This window comes from Streptomyces zingiberis (assembly GCF_012034935.1).
Lineage (GTDB): Bacteria > Actinomycetota > Actinomycetes > Streptomycetales > Streptomycetaceae > Streptomyces > Streptomyces zingiberis.
On sequence record NZ_JAATEN010000004.1, the window covers coordinates 256620 to 275425 of the forward strand.

The window sequence follows — 18806 nt, forward strand, 5'->3', positions numbered from 1 at the left end:
CCGTCACCAGGACGAAACACGTGCGAACAGCCCCCGCAACCTGCGAACCTCGCCGCTCACCGGCCGGCCCCCGGCGGTATCCCCGGGGCGGACGAGCCTCCCTCCGCCCAATCGCCCCGCGCGGAACGGCACTTGGGGCACGTTTGTCCGCCGGGTCCAGGGAGCGGCCGCTTCCGAAACTGACCCCTGACCTGTCGACAGCGAGTCACCATGACCGGAAGCTGACGGTCATGGATCGCAGACATTTTCTGACACTATCCACCACGGTCGGAGCGGGAGCGGCGGGCATCGTGCCCTCCGGCACCGCGCACGCCGCCCCGGCGACCGGACCCGGTGCCGGACCCGGCGAGGCCGCGCCCGCCGCCGCGGGCGACCTGACGCTCTGGTACCCCCGCCCCGCCGGCGAGTGGCTCCAGGCCCTCCCCATCGGCAACGGGCGCCTCGGCGCCATGGTCTTCGGCGGCAGCGACACCGAACAACTCCAGCTCAACGAGGACACCGTGTGGGCCGGCGGCCCCTACGACCACGCCAACCCCAAGGGCCGGGCCGCCCTCCCCGAGATCCGCCGGCGGGTCTTCGCCGGCCAGTGGGAATCCGCCCAGTCCCTGATCAACTCCGACTTCCTCGGCATCCCCGTCGGCCAGCTCATGTACCAGACGGTCGGCAACCTCCGCCTCACCCTGGGCAGCGGCGCCGTCACCAACTACCGGCGCCAGCTCGACCTCGACACCGCCATCGCCTCCGTCCAGTACACCCGCGGCGGGGTGACCCACACCCGCGAGACCTTCGCCAGCCACCCCGACCAGGTCATCGTCGTCCGCCTGACGGCCAGCTCACCGGGGGCCGTCTCCTTCACCGCCGCCTTCGACAGCCCGCAGCGGGTCACCGCCTCCTCACCCGACCGGATCACCACGGCCATCGACGGCACCACGGAGACCCGCGAAGGCGTCACCGGACGCGTGCGCTTCCGCGCACTGGCCCGCGCCCAGGCCGACGGCGGAACCGTCACCAGCGACAACGGCACCCTCCGCGTCAACGGCGCCAACTCCGTCACCCTGCTCATCTCCATCGGCACCAGCTACACCACCTACCAGAACGTCACCGGCGACCACGCCGCCCGCGCCGCCGACCCCCTCAACGCCGCCGCGAGCCGCTCCTACGACCAGCTCCGCGAACGCCACGTCACCGACCACCAGCGCCTCTTCCGCCGCGTCGACCTCGACCTCGGCCGCACCAGCGCCGCGGACCGCCCCACCGACGAACGCGTACGGAACTTCGCCTCCGCCGGCGACCGCCAGCTCGTCACCCTCCACTTCCAGTACGGGCGCTACCTGCTCATCGCCTCCTCCCGCCCCGGCACCCAGCCCGCCAACCTCCAGGGCATCTGGAACGACTCGCTCCTCCCACCCTGGGACTCGAAATACACCATCAACATCAACACGGAGATGAACTACTGGCCCGCGCCCGTCACCAACCTCGTCGAGTGCTGGGAACCGATCTTCGACCTCCTCACCGACCTCGCGGTGTCCGGCGCGCGCACCGCCCAGACGCAGTACGGCGCCGGCGGCTGGGTCACCCACCACAACACCGACGCCTGGCGCGGCACCGCCCCCGTCGACGGCGCGTTCTGGGGCATGTGGCCCACCGGCGGAGCCTGGCTCGCCACCGCCATCTGGGACCACTACCTCTTCACCGGCGACCGGGACGCCCTGCGCCGCCGCTACCCCGTCCTCCGGGGCGCCGTGCGCTTCTTCCTCGACAGCCTCGTCACCGACCCCTCCACCGGGCACCTCGTCACCTGCCCGTCCGTCTCCCCGGAGAACGCCCACCACCCGAACGCCTCCGTCTGCGCCGGGCCCACCATGGACAACCAGATCCTGCGCGACCTCTTCGACGGCTTCGTCCAGGCATCCGAACTCCTCGGCGAGAACGGGGACGCGGGTCTGCGGACGGACACGCGGAACGCCCGCGCGAAGCTGCCGCCCATGAAGGTCGGCTCCCGCGGCCAGCTCCAGGAATGGCAGCAGGACTGGGACGCCGGCGCCCCCGAACAGGGCCACCGCCACGTCTCCCACCTCTACGGCCTCCACCCGAGCAACCAGATCACCCGGCGCTCCACCCCGGACCTCTTCGCGGCGGCCCGCAGAACCCTGGAACAGCGCGGCGACGACGGCACCGGCTGGTCCCTCGCCTGGAAGATCAACTTCTGGGCGCGGCTGGAGGACGGAGCACGCTCCTACAAGCTCCTGTCCGACCTCCTCACCCCCGCCCGCACCGCGCCCAACCTCTTCGACCTGCACCCCCCGTTCCAGATCGACGGCAACTTCGGCGCGACCGCGGGCGTCACGGAATGGCTGCTCCAGTCACACGCCGGCGAACTGCACCTGCTGCCCGCGCTGCCCACCGCGCTGCCCGACGGCTCGGTCCGCGGCCTGCTGGCCCGCGGCGGCTACGAGGTGGACCTGACGTGGGGCGGGCGGGCCCTGCGTACGGCCGACCTGCGGGCCCGCGTCGGGGGCCAGGTGAAGGTCCGCTCCGCGGCTCAGCTCCAGGTCACCAGCGGCGGCAACCCGGTCTCCGTCCAGCGCCCGGAGCAGGGCGTGGCCGTCTTCACCACCCAGGCGGGCGCGGCCTACCGGCTGACCCCCGGATGAGCACACCGGGCTGACGCGCCGGGGCGGGGCACGGCGTGATCCGCCGGTCCCGGCCTCCACCGCGCCCGGCAACCGGCTCCGTCCCACCCCTCGGGGACGGACCGGCGCCGCTCGCGCGGTTCTCCGGGGGCGTGTGGGCCCCCGGAGAACCGCGTGAGCCCTGGGTCCGGGATTCCGGGCGCCGGATCAGGAGGCCGGCAGGGTGTCGCTCCACGCCGTCACGGTGAGCGCGCCACCGTCCACGACCTTCTCGAACGGCACGGTGCTGTGGGAATTGCTGCCGGTGGGGGAGATCTGGAGGTAGCGGGCGTCGACCGCGTCCTCGCCGGTGTGGGTCCACGCGAGATCCGCGTAGGCGGAGTCGCCGGCCTGCAAGGTCACCTCGTGCTCACCCGGGTCCTGGACGAAGTAGGTGTCGCCGCGGGTGGTCTCGGTGGTGATCGCGGTGTGGCCCGCCCCCTCCAGAGCGAGCCCGGGGTAGCCGGAGAACGTACACGCGCTGTCCCCGACATTGGTGACCTTCAGGTAGGTCCCCTCGTGGTTCATGCCCACCTGGTGCTCGTCGATGTCGCTCGTCGCCGCCCGCAACGCCCCGGGCTGGCACGCCTCGGCTGCCCCGGCGGCGGTCTGGCTCCCTCCGGCGCTCGCGACGGCGGATCCTCCGGCCAGGCCGACGAGTGAGAGGACGGCCGTGGTGGCGATGGCGGTACGGGACAGAGACATGGTGGCTCCTCCTGGTAGGTAGCTCAGGCAACTAATCCTCTGTGAGGGCGTGTTGCCGATCATCGGGGTGCTTATGCCTCCCGCCGGGAAGGTCCCGCCAGGGCGCGCGGCCGCCGCGCCTGCCGGCCGTCGGCTGCCCGGAAGCCGAGCGGGATTCCCTCGAGAGCGGCTGCCAGGTGTGGGCCGACGTGACGGGACAGGGAAGAGGGGCCGGCTATCGGCGCCGCCCCTGGCGAGCCTCCCGGATGGCTCGCATGTGCTCGGCGTCCCGCTCCTCCGCCCGCCGCCGGGACCGCGCCAGCAGCGGCCCCATCAAGGAGTAGACCACTGCGCAGACGGCGCACTGGGCGACGAACTCCCACCCCCACGAGCCGCCGCTCATCACCGTCCAGATGACGCCGAAGACACCCCCGGAGACGACCCCCGAGGCCATCCACTTCCACCATCGCTCCATGACACGCGCCTACCCCCGCGTCACCACAAGGGCGCCGGGGGTGCCGAGGTCTCCTGCTGCTCCCCGCGTGCGCGGGGAGCAGCAGGAGTACGCGGGTCAGGGCCGGGCGCTCCTCGCTCGCACCACCGGCAACGAACAGTGCTTCACCTTCCGCACCCACGACCGCGCCTGGCGTCCCGTCGACCACGAGGGCCTGACCCTCATTCGCCGCCCGACCGCCAGCGGCCAGCCCCACAGCCCTGGCAACCCGAAGCCGGGCTGGAGCAAGGCTGCAAAGCGCCGCCGCTTCGGAAGAGGGTGAGAGGGCTATGGTCGATATACTCGAGATGCCGGAGTTGGCGAAAGTGATGGAGAACAGGTCTCCGCCGCGATAAAAGCCCAGGTCGCAAAGCCTGCTCCCCGCGCACGCGGGGATGGCCCCTTCAAGTCGGCGAAGGCGGAGTTGAGCCACAGCTGCTCCCCGCGCACGCGGGGATGGACCCGGCACCTCGGCCTTCGGGCTGAAGTAGCGGATTTGCTCCCCGCGCATGCGGGGGTGGCTCAGGCCTCAGGTCGGACTTCCACGGCGGCCGCCGGTGGTTACCGCAGTGCCCCCTCCAGCACCGCCTCGCCCAGCGCCGTCCGGCGGTGGAGGACGCTGCCGCCCTGGCGGCGGGAGATGAGCAGGCCGGCCTCCCGGAGCACCGAGGTGTGGCGGGAGGTGGTGGAGGGGGCGAGGGCCAGGGCGGTGGCCAGGCCGGTGGTGGTCATCGGCCGGTCCAGCAGTTGCAGGAGCTGGGCGCGGGAGGTGCCGATGAGCTGGGCGGCGGGTGGTGCCGCCTCGCTCGGGCGGGAACGTTCCAGCCAGCCCGGGGTAGGGGAGAGGGGGTGCACGAGCACCGGGGGCAGCTCCTCGTCCGCCAGCGCCAGCGGGGAGCGCACGCAGAAGAAGCCCGGGACGAGGGTCAGGGTCCGCCCCCGCAGGCGCAGTTCGCGCCGGACGGGGTACGGGGTGCGCAGCGCGGTGCCGTCGCACGTCCAGCCGGGCAGCACGCCGTAGCTGGCGAGGAGCCCTTCGGCGCCGCCGGTCAGGGCGGCCTCGGCCCGCTGGGCGCGGTCGGCGGCCACCTCGGCGCGGATGGCCGGCAGATACGGGGCGACGGCCAGGGCGTAGTACCGGCGCAGCGCGCTGCCCAGCCGGCGCAGCGCGTCGAGGTCGCCCTCGGCGAGCCGGCGCAGGCCGTGGGGGAGTGGGGAGCCGGGGTAGAGCCGGGAGAGTTCCGCCGCCAGCCGATGACGGGGGGTGGAGAGCACCTTGTCCACGCCCGCGTCGAGGTCGGGGTCGGCGCACCCGGGGGTGAGGAAGTCCGGGAAGTACGTGGCGGCCGGGAAGATCAGCATCAGCCCGCGCACCGCCGGGAGCAGCCCGGCCCGCTCCAGGGCGGCGCCCACCTCGCGCCGCCAGGGGTCGTACACCAGGGCGGCCCGCCGGTTCTGGAGGCGGTGCAGACTCGCCGCGATCTCCCAGAGCGGATCGACGCCCTGTGCCATTCGCAGCCGGGCCAGTTCCCGGCCGTTGAACTCCACGCGCAGCACTGCGCCCACCCCCCGGAAGGTCACGGGCCCGCCCTGGTCGGGGGACGGGCCGCAGCCGGCGGCCGCCTCGGTGTGTCACCTCGTGCGTCCGGCGGGGAGTCTATGCGGGTAGCGCGACCGCGTCACCGTTTCGCGGCATGATTCGGGCTCCACCAAAGAAGCCCGGGAAACCGGGGCCGGCGGACCGGTGAAGTGGACGGAACGGCGCCCCCGCGAGGGTGGGACGATTCGGTGCCGGGGGCGGGCCGGGCCCGGCCGCCGCGTGGCTGCCCGGTCCCGGCGGGGGGTGTGCCGCCCGCCGGGACCGGGGCGCCGGACGGTGGTGCGGGCGCGGAAGGCGAGTCCCGCGCCCGCACCGCCAGGTGTGTTCAGGCGTCCCTCATCCGCTCCTCCGCGGCTGTGGCCTCAGCACTCCGGAACGCCGGGGAGTTTGTACGCCGGGTGGTCGATGTAGATGTTGCTCACGAAGCCGCCCTGGTCGCGCAGCTTGCTCCACCAGGCGTTGGTGTAGCCCTCGGCGTTCACGGTGTCGCCCTGCTTCTGGCAGAGGACGCGGACGTTCGTCGGCCCCGGGAGCACGGTCACCACGGCGGCACTGAGCCGGGCGTCGGCCCGCACGCGGACGTCGGTCCCCCAGGTGGTGAACGGGGTGCCGGTGCCGCCGCAGCCGTTGTCACTGGTCAGATAGGCCTGGTTGTAGCTGCCGGGGTAGGAGAGCCGGGAGCCGTTGATGACGATGTCCTGGCCGGCGCCGTTGTAGAGCTGCTCGTAGTGGATGTGCGCGCCGGTGGAGTTGCCGGTGCTGCCGGTGGTGCCGATCTGCTGGCCCTGGCTCACGGAGGCCCCGTTGGCGACCGAGTAGGCGGCGAGGTGGAAGTAGTACGTCTTCCAGCCCCCGCCGTGGTCGATGACGATGTAGTTGCCGGCGCCGCTGGGCTGGCTGTGCCGGGTGGCGGTGCCGGCGGCGGACGCGAGGACGGGGGTGCCGGCCGTGGAACCGCCGTCGGACCGGATGAAGTCGAGGGCGCGGCGCACCTCGGCGGAGTGGTGGCTGTAGGTCCAGCGCTGACCACAGGGGTACGGGGCCTTGAAGACGGGCGCGGCGGCGGCCGCGGCTCCGGTGGCTCCGGTGGTCTCCGCCCGGGCGGGCAGGGAGAGCAGCCCGAGGAGGGCGATCAGGGCGGCGGCGAATACGGTCGGCAGGCGTCTGTGCACAAGGGCTCCTCGATCGGGAGGCGGAACTGGCGAGCGGGTGAAGCGGCGAACGGTCGGAACAGGCGGAGAGGACGAACGGCCGGGAGGGCGGGAGGTGTCCGCGGCGGCCCGGCGGTACGCCGGTGGTGTGTCCCGGCGGAACGGCCGGGGAACGCGGAGGCGTTCAGCGGCCCGCCGGGGCGCCGCGGTCACCGCGGGACGAGCCGAAACGTAGGCCGCCCGTCGTTCCGCTGACAATCACTTCGCGGCCTCTTCGCCTCAGATCGAAAAGCTTGCCCGTGGCGCGCTCCTCGGCCAGCGTGTCGGCCGGTCACCACGATCGCGGTGGCCCACCCCGGCCCCCGTCCGTACGGCACCGAGGAGCGGCAGACAGATGCACGGTGAGACCTCAGGCGAGGCTTCGGACGAGGCGACGAGCCGGCCATCGGGCCAGGCGTCGGGCCAGGCATCGGATCAGGCGCCGGACGAGGCTAAAGGCCAGGCGCCCGATGGTGTGCCGGGTGCGGCGCGCGGCGATGTCTCCGGCGGAGCCCTCCGGGACACCGCCCACCGGACCGGTGCGCCCCGGCGGCCGGAGGGCGGGCATGAGCCGCCCGGGCGTTCCGGCGCGGCGGCCGGAGCCGGTCACCCGCCGGCCACGGCCGGGCCCGCGCACCGGCCCGCCACCGGCCCCGCGGACCCTCCGCCCCCGCCGCCCGGCCCCGGCCCGTCCGGCGGCTCCGCCCCCGCCTCGCGTCACCGGTGGCTGTTCGCGATGGTCACCGGCACGGTCGCGCTGGCCCTGCTCGGCGCCTTCTTCGCCGCTCCGGCGCACGGAAGGGCGCGTGACGCCGCCCCCGCGTCCGGGGTGGACGTCCCGGCGGAGGTGACCGCCGGCATCGCCGTTTTCGACCGCCGCACCGGCACCTTCACCGCACGCGTCAACGCCGACCACCGCTTCCGCTCCGCCTCGATCGTGAAACTCCTGCTCGCCCTGGACGTGCTCCGGGACCTCGCCCCGGCCTACGACATCCCCGGGGAGGAGCGCGCCCGGCTGGAGGCGATGCTCCGCAGCAGCGACGACGACCAGGCGAGCCACTACTGGGCCGAGCGGGGCGGCAGCGCGATCATCGGCCGGATGGCCTCCCGCCTCGGGCTCACCGGGACGGCACCGCCGCCCGCCACTCACCCCGGCTTCTGGGGCTACACGGCGCTCACCGCCGCCGACACCGTACGGATCTACCGGTACATCCTCGACGAAGCGCCGGTGCCCGTGCGGGAGTTCATCATGGGCAACCTGCGCCGGGCCACCCGCTGCGCCAACGACGGCTTCGACCAGTACTTCGGCATCCCCTCCGCCTTCGACGGGCCCTGGGCAGCCAAACAGGGCTGGTCCGGCTTCACTTCGGGCGGCTGCACCGCCGACGCGGGTACGCCCGCGCCGGCGGTGGCCGCCCCGGCGCGCGGCGGGGAGCGGACTCCGGACGGCGACGCCGGCGGGCCGCGCGGCGCGGATCACGTGCGCGACGGGAACGCCGTGAACCACGCGGCCGGGGCGGACCAGCCGGGCGGGGCGGGCGACGCGGCCGGTTCGGGCGGCGCCGGGGCCGCCCCGGCGGACGGCGGGGACCCCGTCGACCTCGTCCGCGAGGCCCTGCACACCACCGGCACGGTCGGCCGGGGCGACCGCGCCATCGTCGCCGTCCTCACCCTGCACCCGGACGGCACCCCGTACGGCACCGCCTACTCCCGGCTCACCCGGATCGCCGGCTCCCTGGAGGTGCCCGGCGTCCGGCGGCCCTCCGGCACCTGGGTCCCCACCCGGGGTGAGGGGGTGCGGGTGCGCGCCGCCGCGACCACGTCCTCCGCGGTGGTCACCACGCTGCCGGCCGGCGTGGAGGTGCTGGTCTCGTGCCTGCGGCGCGGGCAGTGGATCTCCGATCCCCCGCACGCCGGCGACCGGTGGGCCTACCTCCCGCAGTACCGGGGCTATGTGACCACCGTTCACCTCGGTGCCGGGAACGGGCTCCCGGACGTCCCCGACTGCTCCTGACCTCCGGTGCCCACCGTGCCGGCGGCGCGCGGCGGACGCCGCCGCCCCGGCGGGCACCCCCCTTGACCACCCTCGTACCTCTTCGCCTCTCCCTCAGGAACCCAGGAACCCAGGAACCCAGGAACCCAGGAACCCAGGAACTGACGGGACTCAGGCACTCGGGCACTCAGGATTTCAGGAAGGAAGCCGCATGCGCGGGAACGGCAGAAGCGACAACGGAACAGGACCCGACGGCCGGAGACCGGCGCGACCGCCTCGCGCGCACGCCTCGCCGGGCGCGCCCGCCCCGTCCGGAGCCCGGACGGCGCCCGCGGCACGGCGGGCGCCGGGAGAGCGGCCGAGACCGTGGCGGCGGGTCCCCGCCCGCCGTCGCGTCCCGGTCCTGGCCGTGACCCTGCTGGCGGTTGCCGGGGCGGCTCTGGGATCCGGCGCGGCCACCGCCTCCCCCGCGAGCCCGGCCGGCGGGTCCCCCGCCGCCACGGCGATCACGGCGCGGGGGGACGCCGTCGGGGCACCGGAGGGCCCCGCCCCGGCCGGGAGGACGAGCTGGCGCGTGGATCTCACCGGCGGCGCGGACGGCGCGGACGGCGCGGGCAACGGTGCGTCACGTGACACCGGCGCGGGCTCCGAGGTGAACATCCGCCGCACCGGGGCCACGCTCCGGCTCGGCGATCCCGGCACCGCCCCCGCCTCCCTGGAGACAGAGGGCGGCCACGGCTCGGCTGTCCTCCCGTCCCGTGAGCTGGACCGGGCGGTCAACCGGGTCGCCGCCGAGGTGACGGCCCGGCTTCCGCGCGGCGCCCACGCCGAGGTGGACGTCCGCGGCCGGGACGGCCGGGGCGCGTGGACGGAGTGGCGGGAGGCCACCGGCGCGCCGGCCCTGCTGCCCCGGGCCGTCACCGAGGTGCAGGCGCGGCTCACCCTGCTCGCCACCGCGGGGGGCGCGGGCCCGGCGGTCAGCGGGGTGCGGCTCACCGCGGACCTCGCCGAGCCGGAGGCGCGGCCCATGGGCGCGCAGGCGGCGTTCAGCGCCCGCGTCTACGCCACGCGTGAGGGGCTGGTCGGGCACACCACCGCCAACGGCCACGTCATCAAGGCCGACGACCACTTCGTGGCGCTCCCCTCCCGGCGCGGGCTCTCCCCGAAGGGCAGCTCGCAGTACTCGGTGCGGGTGTGCGGCCCGGCGCGCTGTGAGACGGCGCCGGTGTGGGACGTCGGGCCGTGGAACACCCGCGACGACTACTGGAACCCGTCCTCGACCCGCGAGATGTACCGGGACCTGGCGCGCGGGCTGCCCGAAGCCCAGGCCGCCTACCAGAACGGCTACAACGGCGGCAAGGACGAGTTCGGCCGCCGGGTCGCCAACCCCGCCGGCATCGACCTCGCCGACGGCACCTTCTCCAACGTCGGCCTCAACGACAACGGCTGGGTGACCGTCACCTATCTGTGGACGGAAGGAGGCGGCTCCACGAAGTCCTTCCCGACCTGGGGCACCGACGTCAACATCCGGGCCTCCGCCACCACCACCTCGGCGCGGGTGGCCACCCTGCCGGGGCCGACGACGGTGCGGGTGAGCTGCCAGGTGCGGGGACAGATGGTCCATTACCAGAGCTGGTCCAACGACGCCTGGTCGTATCTGCCCGACTACGGCGGCTACCTCTCCAACATCTTCATCGATGTCGCCGAGGGCTGGCTGCCTGGCGTGCCGACCTGCTGAACTCGTGCACCGGTGACGGGACTCCGCCGGAGCGGAGGGCCCGTCACCACCGGGCACGGCCGGACGCCCGGCCCCCGCCCCCGCCACCGGCTCCGGAGGCACCGGAGCCCGGGGCGAGTCCGGTTCTCCCCGCCCCCTCCCAGCCACCGTCCGGCGGTGACATTCCCCGCGACTTCCCCTCCGCAACGTCCACCTTCACGACGCCGACCACCGCATCCCCCACAACCCCCAGCACCGGCGGACCGGGCCGCCCCGCACCCATCCGGCAGCCCCGGGCATCTCGAACCCCGGCCCCCGGACCACGCGTCCGGGACCACCCGGCCCGGCCGGCGCCGGACCGCGCAGCTCACCCCAGGCGCATCCCCCTCATCCATCGCGCAGGAGACCGGAGAGAGACCGATGAACTCACCCCGCCCCGCCCTACCCCGTACGCGCCGGCTGACCGCGCTGATCGGCACCGCCGTCGCCGCCTCGCTGCTCCTCGCCGGGCAGCCCGCCTCCGCCGCGCCGGATCCGTCGGGCGCCGCCACCGGCTCCGGTCCCGTCGGCGCCGCCTTCGCGAGCGCCGCCGCGGAGTACGACGTCCCGCGCGACCTGCTCGTCGCCGTCGGCTACGGCGAGACGCACCTCGACGGTCACCGCGGCGAGCCGAGCCACGCGAACGGCTACGGCGTGATGCACCTGGTCAGCAACCCCTCCAACCGCACCCTGGAGCGCGCCGCGCGGATCACCGGGGAGGAGGTCGCCGACCTCCGGCGGGACACGGCCGTCAACATCAGAGGCGGGGCCGCCGTCCTCCGCGCCCTCGCGGACGACCTGGGCCTGGACGCCGCCGACCGCGACCGCCTCGGCGCCTGGTACCCGGTGACCGCCCGCTACGGCGGCTCCGGCAGCGACGCCGCCGCCCGGCTCTACGCCGACACCGTCTACGAGCTGCTGGCGGACGGCATCAGCGCGCACGCCGGGGGCGGGGAACTCGTGCACGCCGCTCCCCGGAAGGCCACCCCCGAGCGAGGCGAGTACGCCGGCGCCGGCGTCACGGGGGAGACCGGGCCGGCCGGCGCGCAGAGCCCGGACTACGGGCCCGCCCAGTGGGTCCCGGCCTCGACCGCCAACTACGCCACCGGCCGCTCGCAGTCGATCAGCGCGGTCGTCGTCCATGTCACCCAAGGCAGCTACGCCGGCACGATCAGCTGGTTCCAGAACCCGGCTTCGCAGGTCAGCGCCCACTACGTGGTGCGCTCCTCCGACGGCCAGGTGACGCAGATGGTCCGGGACCGGGACACCGCCTGGCACGCGCGCTCCGGCAACGCCTACTCCGTCGGCATCGAGCACGAGGGCTGGGTCAACGACCCGTCCTGGTTCACCGACGCGATGTACCGCTCCTCGGCCGCGCTCACCCGCCACCTGGCCGACACCTACGGCATCCCGAAGGACCGGGCGCACATCGTCGGCCACCACGAGGTCCCGGGGAACGACCACACCGATCCCGGGCCCAACTGGAACTGGACCTACTACATGCAGCTGGTGCGCGGCGACAGCGGCGGCGCCACCACGTCCTTCCCCACCTGGGGCACGGACGTGAACATCCGCAAGTCCCCCTCGACGGGTGCCGCCCGGGTGGCGACCCTCGCCGGGCCGACCACGGTGCGGGTCCGCTGCCAGGTGCGCGGCGAGAAGGTGACGTACCAGGGGTACACCAACGACGCCTGGGCGTACCTCCCCGACTACGGCGGCTACCTCTCCAACATCTTCGTCGACGTGGCGGACTCCTGGCTCCCGGGCGTCCCCACCTGCTGACCACCGCCCGGCCGCAGTCCCCGGCCGCATCCCCGGCCGCAGTCCCCGTCCACCCCGCCCACCCCGTCCCGCCGCCCGCCGGTGTGGCGGGGCGGGCGCGGTGCGCCGCGCGGGGGAGGCGCAGGGCAGGGGCGGAGGCCGGTCGGGCGGGGGAGCGGCGGACGGCTGAGCTCCCGGGCGCCCCGGCGGCGTTCCCGGTGCGGCGGCTGCCTGTGACGGCGGTCATGCCCCCCGCGGAGGGTGCCGGTCCGTTTCCCGGGCAGGGATCGTGCGGGACGGCCGGGGCGGTGGCGCGCGGCGGGCCCGTCCCGGTGGCGTCCGTCCATCCGGCTGGCCGGCCGGGGCCCGGGAGCCCCTTGGTAACCTGGCCGCTGACCTGCTCATGCGCCGCTCATAGCCGATCCGCGCCATGTCATGGAGGAAGCCGTGTCCCCTGCGTCCGTTCCGGAAGCCGCTCCCGACGACGGAGCCGGGCTGGAGGCCGCCCGCAAGGAGTACGCCGAGCTGCGTGCCCAGGGCCTGAGCCTCGACCTGACGCGGGGCAAGCCCTCCCCCGAACAGCTCGACCTGAGCAACGACCTGCACTCCCTGCCCGCCGCCGGTGACCTCCGCGCCGCCGACGGCACCGACACCCGCAACTACGGCGGCCTGCTGGGCCTGGCGGAGCTGCGTGAGATCTTCGCCCCGCTGCTCCAGGTGCCCGCCAACCGGCTGCTGGCCCTCGGCAACGCCAGCCTCACGCTCATGCACGACGCCGTCGTCCAGGCGCTCCTCTCGGCGCCCCCTGGCGGCGGGCGCCGCTGGGCCGACGAGGAGCGGGTCCGTTTCGTCTGCCCGTCCCCCGGCTACGACCGGCACTTCGGGATCTGCGAGCGGTACGGCATCGAGATGATCTCCGTGCCGCTCACCGGCCAGGGCCCCGACATGGACGCCGTGGAGGAACTGGTCGCCTCCGACCCCACGGTCAAGGGCATGTGGTGCGTGCCCAAGTACGCCAACCCCACCGGTGAGGTCTACAGCGACGAGACGGTGCGCCGGCTGGCCGCGATGCCCACCGCCGCCCCGGACTTCCGTCTCTTCTGGGACAACGCCTACGCGGTGCACCACCTCACCGGCGAGCCGGCCGAGCTGCTGCCCGTGCTGGACGCCTGCGAGGAGGCCGGCAACCCCGACCGCGCCCTGGTCTTCGGCTCCACCTCCAAGATCACCGCCGCCGGTTCGGGCGTGGCCTTCGTGGGCGCCTCGGCGGCCAACGTGGCCTGGCTGAAGGAGCGCCTGCTCAAGCAGACCATCGGCCCGGACAAGGTCAACCAGCTCCGGCACGTCCGCTTCTTCGGCGGCACCGACGGCGTGCTGGCGCACATGGAGCGCCACCGGGCGGTGCTGGCGCCCCGCTTCGCCGCTGTCCAGGAGGTGCTGGAGGAGGAGCTGGGCGGGCTCGGCATCGCCGAGTGGACCCGGCCCGCCGGCGGCTACTTCGTCTCCCTGTCCGTCCCCGACGGCTGTGCGAGCGAGGTGGTGCGCCTCGCCAAGGAGGCCGGGATCGCGCTCACCCCGGCCGGGGCGGCCTTCCCCTACGGCAAGGACCCGCGCGACCGCGAGATCCGGCTGGCGCCCAGCTACCCCTCGGTGGACGAGGTGCGCGAGGCGATGCGTGCCGTCGCCGTCTGCGTGCGGCTGGCCGCCGCCGAACAGCGGGCCGCCGCTGCGGCCGGCTGAGCCGCCGGGCGCCGGAGCCGCGCCGCCGGGCGCCCCGCCGCGGGCGGGCCGGACCGGTGGGCGGCCCGGCCCCGGGCCCGGACAGCGACCGGGCCGGTGCCCCCCGTTCTCCGGGGGTCACCGGCCCGGTGGCGTTTCCGGGACCGGCGCGCCGCGCCACCATCCGGCGGACGGGCCCCGGCGGGGGAGGCCCCGCCGGGGCCCGTCCGGCCGCCCCTCAGCCGCCGCGGGGACGGCGCCCGCGGGTCACTCCTTCACCGCCCCGGAGTTGGCCCCCTGGACGAAGTACCGCTGGAAGCAGAAGAACAGCACCGCCACCGGCACCGTGGCCAGCAGCGCCGCCGCCAGCTTCAGCGGGTACTGCGTGCCGCCGCCCAGCCCGCCGGAGACGAAGCGGGCGAGCCCCGTGGTGAGCGTCTCGTACTGCGCGGACTGGGTGGCCACCAGGAAGTGCGTGAACTCGTTCCACGACCCCTGGAACGACAGGATCGTCACGGTGATCAGCGCGGGCCGCGCCATGGGCAGCACCACCGACCAGTAGGTGCGCAGCACCCCCGCCCCGTCGACCTTCGCGGCCTCCTCCACCTCCCGTGGCAGCGACACGAAGAACTGCCGCATGATGAAGACGCTCGCCGCGTCCACCAGCAGCGGCAGGATCATCCCCGCGTAGCTGTCGAAGAGGCCGAAGGTGTTCAGCACCAGGAACTTGGGGATGAGCAGCGCCACCGGCGGCACCGCCATCACCGCGATGAGGAAGCCGAACAGCAGCCCGCGGCCCGGGAAGCGCAGCCGCGCCAGGGCGTAGCCGGCCATCGAGGCGAAGAGCACCCGGCCGGCCGTCACCACCACGGCCACGAAGGCGGAGTTGCCCATCCACCGCAGGAACGGCACCCCGTCCGCGGCCTCGCTCAGCCCGAACAGCCGCTGGTAGGCCGCGGTGGTCGGGGTGACCGGCAGCATGCCCAGCGGGTTGGCCGCCGCGTCCGGGTCGGTCTTGAACCCGGTGACGAGCTGGAGGACGAACGGCAGCAGGTACAGCAGGCCCAGCGCGGCGATCGCCGTGTAGCCCGCGGCGCGCAGCGGCAGCGGGAAGCGGGGCAGCACCGGCCTCCCCGGTGATCCGCGCTCGCGTCCCGGCCGGGTCTCCCGCCCCGCCGTGGCCGTCCCGGCCGTCCCGGCAGCTTCGGCGGTCTCCGCCGTCCTGAGGGACTCCGTGGTCATCGTTTCCTCCCCGGGCGGTCGCCGCGTTCCCGCAGCACCCAGCGCTGCACCGCCGTCATCACCAGGATGATCACCAGCAGGACGAAGGCGATGGCGGCGCCCTGCCCGAAGTCGGCGTCGTCGAAGGCGGACATGTACGACAGGAAGGCCGGGGTCAGCGTCGTGTTGCCGGGCGCGCCCTGGCCCATGACGTAGATCTGGTCGAAGACCTGCCAGGTGGCGATCAGCCCCAGGGTGAGCACCAGGAAGAGCACGGGGCGCAGCGCGGGCAGGATCACGTACCGCAGCATCTGGCGGCGGTTGACCCCCTCGATCGCCGCGGACTCCTCCAGCTCCCGGGGAATGTCCTGGAGCGCCGCGAGGAAGATCAGCATGAAGGTGCCGGAGGTGGTCCACACGGCGAGCATGATGATCGTGCACATCGCGACGGACGGCCCGGACAGCCATTCGAACCAGGACAGTCCCATCACCGTGTGCTCGGCGAGCGGTCCCGAGGGCTGCTCGGGGTCGACGACGCCCAGGGCGCCGAGGAGCAGGGAGAACACCCCGCGCGGATCGGCGAACCAGTTCGGCCCCTTCACCCCGATCCACGACAGCAGCGCGTTGACCGCGCCGCTGCCCTGGAAGAGGAAGAGGAAGATCGTGGCGACCGCGATCGAGCTGGTGACCGACGGGAAGAAGAAGACGGTGCGCAGCGCGCCCCGGGCCCGCAGCAGCCGCTGGTTGACCAGCAGGGCCAGCCCCAGCGCGAGCCCCGTCTGGAGCGGCACGGTCAGCACCACGTAGTAGAAGTTGTTCCGCAGCGAGGTTGCGAACAGGGTGCGGTCCAGGCCGTCCTCGGTGAACAGGGAGCGGTAGTTGTCCAGGCCGACGAAGCGGGCCTGCCCGGTGAACGGATTGGAGGCGCCGTTCCAGTCGAGCAGGCTCACCCACAGCGCCATCAGGATCGGAAGCACCAGGAACAGCCCGAGGAGGATCACCATGGGGGCGCTGAACAGCCACCCCCAGGCGCCTTCCCGCCGGCGCCCCGCGCCCCTGGGGCGCGGGACGCGGGGCGCCGGGCCGGTGCCGGAGCCGCCGGGCGGGTCAGGGGCGCCCGGCGGTCCGGCCGCGGGGGGCTCCCCGCCCCGGTGGGGGGCGGGGAGCGGAGCGCCGCCGGGCGCGGGGCCCGGGCGGCGCGCCGTGCGGGGCGTACGGGAGGCCATGGCGGGTCAGTTGCCCTTCTTCAGGGCCTGCTCGCCGTTGCGCTGGAGGGCGGCGAGGATCTTCTCCGGGTCGGTGGTCCGCAGCGACTGAAGGTCGGTGTTGAACTGGGTGGCGACCTTCTCGAAGCCGGCGACGGTCACCGGGCCCTGCGCGTACGCGGTGGCCTCGGCCCAGGCCCTGGCCTCGGGGGCCGCCTCGGCGTAGTCCTCCAGGGCCGCGGTGCGCGAGGGCATGACGCCGAACGCGTCGGCGAACGTCAGCTGCTGCTCCGCCGAGGTGAGGTGCTCCACGAGGTCCACGGCGGCCGCCTGATGGCTGCTCTTGGCGGCCACGCCCCAGCAGTTGCTGAAGGCGAGACTGCCCTTGCCGGCGGGGCCCTCCGGGAGCGGGACGACCTCGTAGCCGACGTCGGGGTAGTCGTGCTTCATGGCGCCGGCGAGCCAGTTGCCCTCGATGGTCATGGCCGCCTTCTCCTTGCCGAACGCCTCGCCGCCCCAGCTGGTGTCGGTCTGCTTGGCGTACTTCATGGAGCCCGAGCGCAGCAGGGAGCGGACGAAGCCGAGGCCCTCGGCGTTCTCCGGGGTGTCGGCGGTCATCCGGGTCTGGCCCTCGTCGGTGATCCAGCCCCCCGCCTGCTTCATGAAGACCCCGAGCCGCTGGTACTCGTCGCTGGTCACCAGCCCGGTGACGCCGTCGCCGGTGAGCTTTCCGGCGACCGTCTCCAGCTCCTTCCAGGTGGTCGGGTAGTCCTTCTCGGTCAGCCCGGCCTTCTTCCACAGCCGGGTGTTGACGGCGAGGGCGAGGGTGGAGGCGTCCTTGGGCAGGCACACCAGTTCACCGTCGTGGGTGAAGGAGGTGCGGAGCTGCTCGGAGAAGGCGTCCGCGTCCTTGATCTTGTCGCCGTACGGGTACAGCGAGCCGGCGCCGGCGTAGTTGGCGAACTGGCTGGAGTCGACGTAGAAGACGTCCGGCGGGTTGCCGCCGGCGAAGGACTGGGCGAGCTGCTGGTTGATGTCCTTGGCTATCTCCACGGTGACCGTGTGGCCGGACTTCTTCTCGTACGCGGCCACGGCCTTCTTGACGCTGCTGGTCTCCGCGTCGCCGGAGGTGGCGATGAGAACGGTGAGGCGCTGCTTGTCGCCCGTGTCCTGCTCGCCACCGGCGCTGTCGCCGAAACTCGACGAGCAGCCGGTGGCGGCCAGCAGCGCCGCGCAGGTCATGAGGGCGCCTGCGGCGGCTGTGCGGGTGGCCATGGTGACTCCTTCGGGGGTCTTGCGGATGTGCGGCTCTTCCGGGGCCGGTGACCGGCGCGCCCGGTGCGGGGGGTGGGCGAGGTGGGGGCTCAGTCGCCCCGGCGGGGCGCCGGCAGGCGCGTCCGGGGCGCCAGGTCCGGGACGGGCGGGGCGGGCGGGACCGGCGGGGTGCTGTCCCGGACGACCAGGGACGGCTCCAGCAGCACCCGCTCGGGCGGCGCGGACGGCGCGGCGATCCGCGCCAGCAGCAGCCGGACGCACTCGTGGCCCACCGCCTCCAGCGGCTGCGCGAGCGTCGTCAGGCCCGGGGAGAGCAGGGTCGCGGCCGGCGAGTCGTCGAACCCCACCACCGCCACGTCCCGCCCCGGTTCGGCGCCGCGCTCGCGCAGGGCGTGGCAGCAGCCCAGCGCCAGCAGGTCGCTGGCCGCCACCACGGCGGTGACCCCGGCGGCCAGCAGGGGCGCGACGGCGGCGCGGGCGGCGGCGGTGTCGTCGACGGACTGCGCGCGCCGGCCGCGGGTGGGCAGCCCGTGCCGCCGCATCGCCCGCAGCCAGCCCGCGGCGCGGTCGTCGCCGACGCCGGAGCCGCGCGGCCAGCCGAGGAACCCGATCCGGCGGTGGCCGAGGGCGGCCAGGTGCTCCACCGCCGCGTCCGTGCCGGAGGCGCCGTCCACGTCGACCCAGTCGCCGATCTGCCGCCCGGACCACATCCGGCCGAACGCCACGAACGGCACGCCCCGCTTGGCGAGCCACGCCTGGCGCGGGTCGCTGCGGTCGGTGCCGCTGAGCACGAAGCCGTCCACGTCGTGCTGGTCGAGGAGTTCGCGGTACCGGTCGAGACGGGCCCCGCCGTCGCCGCCGTCCTCGCGGCGCTCCTCGGCGAAGAGCACCACGCGGTAGCCGGCCGCGTCGGCCGCCCCGGAGAGCGCGTGCAGGAACTGGTCCATCACCGGGGCCGTGGCGCCCGGCGGGGCCGGCTGGACGCCGTAGCCGAGGAGCCGGCTGGAGCGGGTGCGCAGGGTCTGCGCGGCGCGGCTGGGGCGGTAGCCCATCTCGTCGACGGTGCGCAGGACCCGCTCCAGCGTCTCGGGGCGCAGCAGGTCCGGCGTGTTCAGCGCGTTGGAGACCGTCTGCGGGGAGACGCCGGCCCGGCGGGCGACCTTGGCGAGGGTCACCGGGCCGTCCTGGGGCGGGGTGCTGCCGGGGGAGCGGGGCATGGGGTCTCCGGGATCTCCGT

General features: G+C 74.5%; 14 protein-coding genes. 6 read left to right on the forward strand and 8 right to left on the reverse strand.

Annotated features, from left to right (window positions below):
* Positions 1-230: 230 nt before the first annotated feature.
* Entirely contained in the window at positions 231-2654 is a 2424-nt protein-coding gene (locus HCK00_RS07095) for a glycoside hydrolase family 95 protein (RefSeq protein WP_206320026.1), read from the forward strand.
* Positions 2655-2840: 186 nt separating this feature from the next.
* Here the strand turns inward: HCK00_RS07095 and HCK00_RS07100 are convergent, their stop codons facing one another.
* Positions 2841-3377: a DUF4232 domain-containing protein gene (locus HCK00_RS07100; protein WP_168100911.1), complete on the reverse strand. Its 537-nt coding sequence runs from the start codon at positions 3375-3377 to the stop codon at positions 2841-2843.
* Between the two features lie 214 nt (positions 3378-3591).
* A complete protein-coding gene (locus tag HCK00_RS07105; RefSeq protein WP_168100912.1) occupies positions 3592-3831 on the reverse strand; it encodes a hypothetical protein in 240 nt (79 codons plus the stop codon).
* Between HCK00_RS07105 and HCK00_RS07110 the strand changes: the two genes are divergently transcribed.
* The gene (locus HCK00_RS07110) at positions 3830-4132 is read left to right on the forward strand and encodes a type I-E CRISPR-associated endoribonuclease Cas2 (RefSeq protein WP_240965320.1); all 303 of its coding nucleotides are present in this window, start codon (positions 3830-3832) and stop codon (positions 4130-4132) included. The genes HCK00_RS07105 and HCK00_RS07110 overlap by 2 nt on opposite strands.
* Before the next feature lie 278 nt (positions 4133-4410).
* Here HCK00_RS07110 and HCK00_RS07115 read toward each other — a convergent pair whose 3' ends face one another.
* Both HCK00_RS07115 and HCK00_RS07120 read right to left on the reverse strand, forming a co-directional pair.
* Complete coding sequence (locus HCK00_RS07115) at positions 4411-5415, reverse strand: ArsR family transcriptional regulator (protein ID WP_311765185.1); 1005 nt, start codon at positions 5413-5415, stop codon at positions 4411-4413.
* A gap of 396 nt (positions 5416-5811) precedes the next feature.
* A complete protein-coding gene (locus HCK00_RS07120) occupies positions 5812-6621 on the reverse strand; it encodes a M23 family metallopeptidase (protein ID WP_168100913.1) in 810 nt (269 codons plus the stop codon).
* 754 nt (positions 6622-7375) lie between these two features.
* Between HCK00_RS07120 and HCK00_RS27415 the strand changes: the two genes are divergently transcribed.
* The 4 genes from HCK00_RS27415 to HCK00_RS07140 all read left to right on the forward strand — a co-directional run bounded on the left by HCK00_RS27415 (position 7376) and on the right by HCK00_RS07140 (position 13889).
* On the forward strand, positions 7376-8653 hold the full coding sequence (locus HCK00_RS27415) for an SH3 domain-containing protein (RefSeq protein WP_240965321.1): 1278 nt from the start codon (positions 7376-7378) through the stop codon (positions 8651-8653).
* Between the two features lie 553 nt (positions 8654-9206).
* A complete protein-coding gene (locus tag HCK00_RS07130; RefSeq protein WP_311765186.1) occupies positions 9207-10370 on the forward strand; it encodes a DUF8814 domain-containing protein in 1164 nt (387 codons plus the stop codon).
* A 399-nt stretch (positions 10371-10769) separates the two neighbouring features.
* Complete coding sequence (locus HCK00_RS07135; RefSeq protein WP_168100914.1) at positions 10770-12170, forward strand: N-acetylmuramoyl-L-alanine amidase; 1401 nt, start codon at positions 10770-10772, stop codon at positions 12168-12170.
* 426 nt (positions 12171-12596) lie between these two features.
* On the forward strand, positions 12597-13889 hold the full coding sequence (locus tag HCK00_RS07140; RefSeq protein ID WP_375781926.1) for an aspartate aminotransferase type Ic: 1293 nt from the start codon (positions 12597-12599) through the stop codon (positions 13887-13889).
* 246 nt (positions 13890-14135) lie between these two features.
* On the opposite strand, the gene HCK00_RS07145 is transcribed toward HCK00_RS07140, so the two are convergent.
* The 4 genes from HCK00_RS07145 to HCK00_RS07160 form a co-directional block, all read right to left on the reverse strand.
* Positions 14136-15110, reverse strand: a complete 975-nt coding sequence (locus HCK00_RS07145) for a carbohydrate ABC transporter permease (protein ID WP_168100916.1) — start codon at positions 15108-15110, stop codon at positions 14136-14138.
* The gene (locus HCK00_RS07150) at positions 15107-16093 is read right to left on the reverse strand and encodes a carbohydrate ABC transporter permease (protein ID WP_168100917.1); all 987 of its coding nucleotides are present in this window, start codon (positions 16091-16093) and stop codon (positions 15107-15109) included. Before HCK00_RS07150 ends, HCK00_RS07145 begins: the two co-directional genes overlap by 4 nt.
* Before the next feature lie 228 nt (positions 16094-16321).
* Positions 16322-17569 (reverse strand): sugar ABC transporter substrate-binding protein, encoded by a 1248-nt coding sequence (locus HCK00_RS07155; protein WP_168100918.1) that lies wholly within the window; start codon positions 17567-17569, stop codon positions 16322-16324.
* Positions 17570-17658: 89 nt separating this feature from the next.
* Complete coding sequence (locus tag HCK00_RS07160; protein ID WP_168100919.1) at positions 17659-18786, reverse strand: LacI family DNA-binding transcriptional regulator; 1128 nt, start codon at positions 18784-18786, stop codon at positions 17659-17661.
* Between the last annotated feature and the right edge of the window lie 20 nt (positions 18787-18806).